Source organism: Streptomyces sp. B1866 (assembly GCF_031932565.1).
Classification (GTDB): domain Bacteria; phylum Actinomycetota; class Actinomycetes; order Streptomycetales; family Streptomycetaceae; genus Streptomyces.
This window is the reverse complement of record NZ_JAVSCF010000291.1, coordinates 1-7,785: the sequence shown is the minus strand read 5'-3', so window position 1 is coordinate 7,785 and position 7,785 is coordinate 1. Positions and strand designations below refer to the sequence as shown.

The 7,785-nt window shown below is 73.9% G+C and carries 7 protein-coding genes and 1 pseudogene; 5 read left to right on the top strand and 3 right to left on the bottom strand.

The genetic code is table 11. From position 1 onward, the window contains the following. A partial coding sequence (locus tag RKE29_RS26055) for a pirin family protein (protein WP_312008094.1) occupies positions 1–501 on the bottom strand: 501 nt, incomplete at its 3' end. A gap of 95 nt (positions 502–596) precedes the next feature. Here RKE29_RS26055 and RKE29_RS26050 point away from each other — a divergent pair. The 5 genes and pseudogenes from RKE29_RS26050 (at position 597) to RKE29_RS26030 (ending at position 5,744) form a co-directional block, all read left to right on the top strand. Next, positions 597–1,781: a helix-turn-helix domain-containing protein gene (locus tag RKE29_RS26050; protein WP_312008093.1), complete on the top strand. Its 1,185-nt coding sequence runs from the start codon at positions 597–599 to the stop codon at positions 1,779–1,781. Between the two features lie 89 nt (positions 1,782–1,870). Continuing rightward, positions 1,871–2,968 (top strand): ACP S-malonyltransferase, encoded by a 1,098-nt coding sequence (locus RKE29_RS26045; RefSeq protein ID WP_312008092.1) that lies wholly within the window; start codon positions 1,871–1,873, stop codon positions 2,966–2,968. 16 nt (positions 2,969–2,984) lie between these two features. Continuing rightward, a complete protein-coding gene (locus RKE29_RS26040; protein WP_312008091.1) occupies positions 2,985–3,992 on the top strand; it encodes a ketoacyl-ACP synthase III in 1,008 nt (335 codons plus the stop codon). Positions 3,993–4,088: 96 nt separating this feature from the next. Beyond that, the gene (locus RKE29_RS26035; protein ID WP_312008090.1) at positions 4,089–4,337 is read left to right on the top strand and encodes an acyl carrier protein; all 249 of its coding nucleotides are present in this window, start codon (positions 4,089–4,091) and stop codon (positions 4,335–4,337) included. Between the two features lie 73 nt (positions 4,338–4,410). Further along, a pseudogene (locus RKE29_RS26030) lies at positions 4,411–5,744 on the top strand (beta-ketoacyl synthase). Between the two features lie 68 nt (positions 5,745–5,812). Here the strand turns inward: RKE29_RS26030 and RKE29_RS26025 are convergent. Continuing rightward, the gene (locus RKE29_RS26025; protein WP_312008095.1) at positions 5,813–6,754 is read right to left on the bottom strand and encodes an NAD(P)-dependent oxidoreductase; all 942 of its coding nucleotides are present in this window, start codon (positions 6,752–6,754) and stop codon (positions 5,813–5,815) included. 99 nt (positions 6,755–6,853) lie between these two features. Next, positions 6,854–7,348: a DUF3145 domain-containing protein gene (locus RKE29_RS26020; protein ID WP_312008089.1), complete on the bottom strand. Its 495-nt coding sequence runs from the start codon at positions 7,346–7,348 to the stop codon at positions 6,854–6,856. Positions 7,349–7,785 lie beyond the last annotated feature (437 nt).

The window sequence follows — 7,785 nt, the reverse complement described above, 5'->3', positions numbered from 1 at the left end:
CGCGTCCGGCACCGCCGCCCGCCGCCCGCCGGCCAGCCGCCGCACGTGCAGCACGCCGCCCGCGGCCGGCAGCGGGCAGGCGGCGCCGTCGGCGACCCCGCGCAGCACCTCGTACGCCGGCTCGCCGCCCGCCTCGTACGGCGTGAGCCACATCTGAACGAACCGCAGCGGCCCGGACCCGGCGTTGCGCTCGGCGTGCCGCACGCCGCAGCCCGCGCTGAGCCGCTGGAGGTCGCCGGGGCGCACCACGGTGCGGTGCCCGGCCGAGTCCTCGTGGAGCAGCTCGCCCTCGACCACCCATGTGACGAGTTCCACGTCGCGGTGCGGGTGCGGGTCGAAGCCCGCGCCGGGCGCGAGCTGTTCCTCGTTGCAGGCCACCAGCGGGCCGAACCGCACGTTGTCCGGGTCGTAGAAGCGCCCGAAGGAGAAGGCGTGGCGCGTGACGACGCCCGCGCCGTCCCCGCCCGTGAACCGCTCGCCGGAGCGCTGCACCCGCATCATCCGGCCTACGGTAGCGGCCGGGTCTCATGCGGGCGCCGGTGCCCGGTGTGATCCCCTTGCCCGCGCCCCTCACCCGATAAGGCAGTCTTGTCCTCGTGCCTGATCCCGCCGCGAACATCCCGCACCCGCACAGTGCCACCCTGCGCCGCCTGGAGAAGTCCTCGGGGAAGCTGGCCGCGAGCGCCATCGCCCTCATGGACGCGCAGCTGCCGTGGTACAGGGCGATGCCCCCGGAGAACCGCTCGTGGATCGGCCTGGTCGCGCAGGCGGGCATCGCCGCGTTCACCGAGTGGTTCCGGCACCCGGAGGCGCCGCAGGCCATCAGCACGGACGTGTTCGGCACGGCGCCGCGCGAGCTGACGCGGGCGATCACGCTGCGCCAGACGGTCGAGATGGTGCGCACGACCATCGAGGTCATGGAGTCGGCGATCGACGACGTGGCCGCGCCGGGAGACGAGGGGGCGCTGCGCGAGGCGCTGCTGGTGTACGCGCGGGAGATCGCCTTCGCCACGGCGCAGGTGTACGCGCAGGCGGCGGAGGCGCGCGGCGCGTGGGACGCGCGGCTGGAGTCGCTGGTGGTCAACGCGGTGCTGTCCGGGGAGGCGGACGAGGGGGCGCTGTCGCGGGCGGCGGCGCTGGGCTGGAACGCGCCGGAGCACGTGTGCGTGGTGCTGGGCACGGCTCCGGACGGCGACAGCGAGCTGACCGTGGAGGCCATACGGCGGGCGTCCCGGCACGCCAAGCTCCAGGTGCTCACCGGGGTGTTCGGGTCGCGCCTGGTGGTGGTCGCGGGCGGTTCGGACGACCCGCTGCGCACGGCACGCGCGCTGATCGGGCCGTTCGCGCCCGGCCCGGTGGTGGCCGGCCCGGTGGTCTCCGACCTGCTGGCCGCGACCCGTTCGGCCGGGGCGGCGGCGGCGGGGCTGAAGGCGTGCGCGGCCTGGCCGGACGCGCCGCGGCCGGTGCTGGCCGACGACCTGCTGCCGGAGCGCGCGATGGCGGGCGACCCGGCCGCGCGCCACCAGCTGGTGGAGGAGATCTACAGACCGCTGAGGGACGCGGGCTCGGCGCTGCTGGAGACGCTGAGCGTCTACCTGGAGCAGGCGAGCAGCCTGGAAGGCGCGGCCCGTATGCTGTTCGTGCATCCGAACACCGTGCGCTACCGGCTTCGACGTGTGACCGATGTCACCGGATGGTCGCCTTCCGATGTCAGGTCGGCGTTCACTCTGCGTATTGCACTGATCTTGGGGCGTCTGAGCGAGGGAGACACCGACGCCTGAGCTTTTGTAGAGCTCCCACAATTCCACCATCCGTTCTTCGTCCTTGTCCTCACGGGCGGGCGACGCCGCGCACAAGAGAGAGTGAGAGGGTGCTTGTACTCGTCGCTCCCGGCCAGGGCGCCCAGAAGCCCGGCTTTCTGTCCCCTTGGCTCGACCTGCCCGGCGTCGCGGACCGGCTCGGGTGGTGGTCGGCCGTATCCGGCCTGGACCTGATCCACTACGGCACCGAGGCCGACGAAGAGGCCATCCGCGACACCGCCGTCGCCCAGCCGCTGCTGGTGGCGGCGGGTTTGGTGTCCGCGCTGGCGCTCTTCGGCGAGCCCGCGTCCAACTCCCCGGACTCCCCCGAACCGGCCTCTCCCGAGTCGGCCGCGGCCGCCGACCCGGCGCGCGTGCTCGGCGCGTGCGCCGGTCACAGCGTGGGCGAGATCACCGCGGCCGCGGTCGCCGGCGTGCTCAGCCACGAGGCGGCCCTGGTGTTCGTGCGCCGGCGCGGCCTGGCCATGGCCGAGGCGGCCGCGCAGGCGGAGACCGGCATGGCCGCGATCCTCGGCGGCGAGCAGGACGACGTCGTCGCCCACCTGACCAGGCTGGGCCTCACCCCCGCCAACGTCAACGGCGCGGGCCAGCTCGTGGCGGCCGGCACCGCCGAGCAGCTGGCGGCGCTGGCCGCGGACAAGCCGGAGGGCGTGCGCCGGGTCGTACCGCTGAAGGTGGCGGGCGCGTTCCACACCGGGCACATGGCTCCGGCGGTCGCCACGCTGGAGGCGCTGGCCACCGGTCTGCCGGTGGCCGACCCGCGGGTCACCTACCTGTCCAACCGCGACGGCAGGCCCGTCGCGACCGGCGCCGAGATCGTCCAGCGCCTGGTGGCGCAGGTGTCCAACCCGGTCCGCTGGGACCTGTGCCTGGACACCTTCCAGGAGCTGGGCGTCACCGCCATGATCGAGGCGGCGCCCGGCGGCACCCTCACCGGCATCGCCAAGCGCGCTCTGCCAGGGGTGCGGACGCTGGCGCTGAAGACCCCGGACGACCTGGCGGCGGCCCGGGAGCTGGTCGCCGAGTACGCCGCCCCCGCCGTCGGGGTCGCGGCCCCCGCCGTCGGGGTCGCGGCCGCCACGGCCGGCCCGTCCGCCGCCGGCCTGACCGTCGACATCCCTCCCGCCGCGGACTCTCCGGCCGAATAAGGAGCTTTCACGCCCCATGCCCGCGAAGATCAGGCCCAGCAAGGGCGCGCCGTACGCGCGCATCCTCGGCGTCGGCGGCTACCGCCCCACGCGCGTGGTGACCAACGAGGAGATCCTCAAGCACATCGACTCCTCGGACGAGTGGATCCGGTCGCGCTCGGGCATCGTCACCCGGCACTGGGCCGGGCCTGACGAGACGGTGGCCACCATGGCCGTCGAGGCGGCCGGCAAGGCGCTGGCCGACGGCGGCCTCACGCCCGAGCAGATCGACGGCGTGATCGTGTCGACCGTCACGCACTTCCGGCAGACTCCGGCCATCGCCACCGAGATCGCCCACCGGCTCGGCGCCGGCAAGCCGGCCGCGTTCGACATCTCGGCAGGCTGCGCGGGCTTCGGCTACGGCGTCACGCTGGCCAAGGGCATGATCGCCGAGGGCAGCGCGTCGCACGTGGCGGTCATCGGCGTGGAGCGGCTGTCGGACCTGACGGATCTGACGGACCGCAAGACCGCGTTCCTGTTCGGCGACGGCGCGGGCGCGGTGATCGTCGGCCCGTCGCAGGAGCCCGCGATCGGCCCGACCGTGTGGGGCTCGGAGGGCGACAAGTCGGAGACCATCACCCAGACCCTGGGGTGGGACGCCTACCGCGAGGGCGGGCAGGACCTGCCGTTCCCCGCGCTCACCCAGGAGGGCCAGGCGGTCTTCCGCTGGGCGGTGTACGAGATGGCGAAGGTCGCCCAGACGGCGCTGGCGGAGGCCGGGGTCAGCGTGGCCGACCTCGACGTCTTCATCCCGCACCAGGCCAACATGCGGATCATCGACTCGATGGTCAAAACCCTCAAGCTGCCGGACCATGTCACCGTCGCCCGCGACATCGAGACCTCCGGCAACACCTCGGCCGCCTCCATTCCGCTCGCCATGGAGCGGCTGCTGGCGACGGGACAGGCGAAGAGCGGCGACACCGCGCTCGTCATCGGCTTCGGGGCGGGTCTCGTCTACGCGGCGACGGTCGTTACGCTCCCCTAAGCCAGCAACCACAGCAGCCCCGTCACCAGCAGGACGCTGCACCAGCACCGCCAGACCGCCAACCACCATCAGAAAGACCGTAGAAAGGGCGCCGCAATGGCCGACACCAAGGAATCGATCGTCGAAGGTCTCGCCGAGATCGTCAACGAGATCGCCGGCATCCCGACGGAGGACGTCCAGCTCGACAAGTCCTTCACCGACGACCTGGACGTCGACTCGCTGTCGATGGTCGAGGTCGTCGTCGCCGCCGAGGAGCGCTTCGACGTCAAGATCCCGGACGACGACGTCAAGGGCCTGAAGACCGTGGGCGACGCCGTCGACTACATCCTCGCCAACCAGAGCTGACCTCAGGCGCTCGTCGCCACCCACCCGGTGGCAGGTCCCTCCGACACCCCCTACACGTGGAGTAAGAATCCCTGTGAACTCGACCGATCGCACCGTGGTCGTCACCGGAATCGGCGCGACCACACCGCTGGGTGGCGACAGCGCTTCGACCTGGGAGGCCCTGCTGGCGGGCCGCTCCGGGGTACGCCTGCTCGAACACGAGTGGGCGGCGGACCTGCCGGTCCGCATCGCAGCCGAGGCGCTGGTCGACCCGGGTACGGTCATCCCGCGTCCGCAGGCGCGCAAGCTGGACCGCTCGGCGCAGTTCGCGCTGATCGCGGCCCGGGAGGCGTGGCGGGACGCGGGATACACCACCCGGGCCGGCGACCCGGCGGCGTCGGGTGACACGGCGGCGGGTGCGCTCAACCCCGACCGGCTCGGCGCGGTCATCGCCTCCGGCATCGGCGGCGTGACCACCCTGCTGGACCAGTACGACGTGCTGCGCGAGAAGGGCGTCCGCAAGGTCTCCCCGCACACCGTGCCCATGCTCATGCCCAACGGGCCGGCGGCCAACGTGGGCCTGGAGGTGGGCGCCCGCGCGGGCGTGCACACCCCGGTCAGCGCCTGCGCGTCGGGCGCCGAGGCGATCGGGTACGGCATTGAGATGATCCGCACCGGCCGCNCGCCGAGGCGATCGGGTACGGCATTGAGATGATCCGCACCGGCCGCGCCGACGTGGTCGTCGCGGGCGGCACCGAGGCGGCCATCCACCCGCTGCCCATCGCCGCCTTCGGCAACATGATGGCGATGTCGAAGAACAACGACGACCCGCAGGGCGCCTCCCGTCCGTTCGACGCGGACCGCAACGGGTTCGTGCTCGGCGAGGGCGCGGGCGTGGTCGTGCTGGAGGCCGCGGAGCACGCCGCCGCCCGGGGTGCTCGGGTGTACGCGCAGGCCGTCGGCCAGGGCATCTCCGCCGACGCCCACCACATCACCCAGCCGGAGCCGTCCGGCAACGGCATCGCGCACGCGCTGGCCAACCTGCTGGAGAGCACGGACCTGAGCCCGCGCGAGATCGCGCACGTCAACGCGCACGCGACCTCGACGCCGCAGGGCGACGTGGCGGAGATCAAGGCGCTGCGGAAGGTCTTCGGCGACGAGGTGGACCACATGGCGGTCTCCGCCACGAAGTCCATGACCGGACACCTGCTCGGCGGCGCGGGCGGCGTGGAGACCGTGGCCTCCATCCTGGCCCTCTACCACCGCGTGGCCCCGCCGACGATCAACCTCCGGCGGCAGGACCCGGAGGCCGAGGCGGACATCGTCCGCGACGCGCCGCGGCCCCTGCCGCAGGGCGCCATCGCCGCGCTGAACAACTCCTTCGGGTTCGGCGGGCACAACGTGGTGCTGGCCTTCCGCACGGTCTGACCCGGGCGGGCGGGGCCGGGGCGGCGCCCCCGGTCCCGCGCCCGGTCCCGCCCCCGGTCAGGCCCCGGTCAGGCCCCGGGCGGGCCGTCGGCGCTCTCGCGCTCGCCGTCGAAGCTGGCGAAGTACGACGCCGCCATGTCCTGGTCGCCGTGCCCCTGCGCGATGGCCCGCCGGAAGCGCTCCGCGCCCGCCGCCGCCACGTCGAGCCGCACTCCGGCCTGCTCACCGGCCGCGACGATCAGCCGGGCGTCCTTCTCCGCGGTCCGGGTGGCGAAGCTGGGCGTGAGGTCGCCGCCGAGCAGCTGTCCGGCCTTGAAACCCAGGTAGGGCATGTCCAGCGGGCCCCCGGCCACGGCGTCCAGGAAGCCCCGCGGGTCGACGCCGAGCCCCCGGGCCAGGGCGACGGCCTCGGCGACGCCGTGGGTGACGGCCAGCGCCCAGCTGTTGATCACCAGTTTCAGCCGGCTGGCCGCGCCCTCGGCGGCGGAGTCGCCCACCCACAGCGTGCGGGCGCCGACCGCGCCGAACACCGGCTCCAGGGGCGTACGGGCCGTCTCGGGCCCGGCCGCCAGCACCACGAGCTGTCCGTTCTCGGCGGGCTGCCGGGTGCCGAGCACCGGCGCGTCCACCAGGACCAGGCCGTGGTCGGCGGCGAAGGCGGTCAGCGCGCCGAGCCCTTCCAGGCCCGCGGTGGTGGCCTGGGCCCACACCGCGCCGGGGCGCAGGGCGGGCGCGGCCTGCTCCAGGGCCGCCAGCACGGCGGGCCCGTCGTGGAGGATCGTGAGGACGACGTCGGCGTCGGCCACGGCCTCGGCGGGGGTGTCCGCGACGCGCACGCCGTCGGCGGCGAGCGGTTCGGCCTTGGCCCGGGTGCGGTTCCAGGCGCGGACCGCGAGCCCCGCCCTGGCCAGGTTGCGGGCCATGGCGGCGCCCATGATGCCGGTGCCGAGCACGGCCACTGAAGTGGTCTGAGTCATACGGCCGAGGCTAGGACTTCGAGTCCGCTCCAGCGCAAGAGCCGCCCGGCCGGATGCCCGAGGCCCTGCCGGGCACGGGCGTCGCGGTGCGCTCCCGTACGCCCGTACGCGCCCGGAGCGGTCCGGTCCCGCTCAGACCACCTGGTGCAGCCACCGCACGGGCGCGCCCTCGCCCGCGTACCGGAAGGGCTCCAGCTCGTCGTCCCAGGGCTTGCCGAGCAGCTTGGCCACCTCGGCCTCCAGGTCGGTCTCGCCGCGCGCGGCGCGGGCGAGCGCGGCGCGCAGCCGGTCCTCCGGGATCAGGATGTCGCCGTGGATGCCGGTGACCGCGTGGAAGATGCCCAGGTCCGGGGTGGAGCTGTAGCGCTCGCCCTCCGCGGTGGCGCACGGCTCGGCGGTCACCTCGAAGCGCAGCAGGTGCCAGCCGCGCAGCGCGGACGCCAGCTTGGACGCCGTGCCGGCGTCTCCCTGCCAGGAGAACTCCGCCCGCCAGGTGCCGGGGGAGGCGGGCTGTTTGATCCAGTCGAGCGTGACGCGCACGCCGAGCACGCCCGCGATGGCCCATTCGACGTGCGGGCACAGCGCGCGCGGAGCGGAGTGCACGTACAGAACTCCACGTGTGGTCACCTGGGCCTCCTTGCGGTTCGAGGTGCGCCTTCCCCAGCGGCCTCGCGCCCCGCCCGGTCAGGCCCGGTGCGACACCTGACATTCTGCCCCAATGATCACCCCTGCACCAGTCTTGAGATTACCTGCGGTAAACAATACCGCGCGGAATTCCCTAGAAAGCGGACAGGAAGTGACGCGACGTGATGCCCTGGTGCCGGTACGCGCTCCGATGTCGGCGCGCGCCCGCGCCGACGGGAAAAAAGTTACCGCGCCGCGCCGCCCGGGGAATGACGTACCGTCGGTCCGGGACAGATATCACCCATCAGTCGGAGGGGGAACAGCCATGCGGGGCACTGCGGCACACCGCACGCGGCGCGCCACGGCCCGTGCGGCCGGCCGGACGGCGGCCCGCGCGGCGGGCGGCGGTACGGCAGGGCGCGCGGCCCTGGGCCGTACCG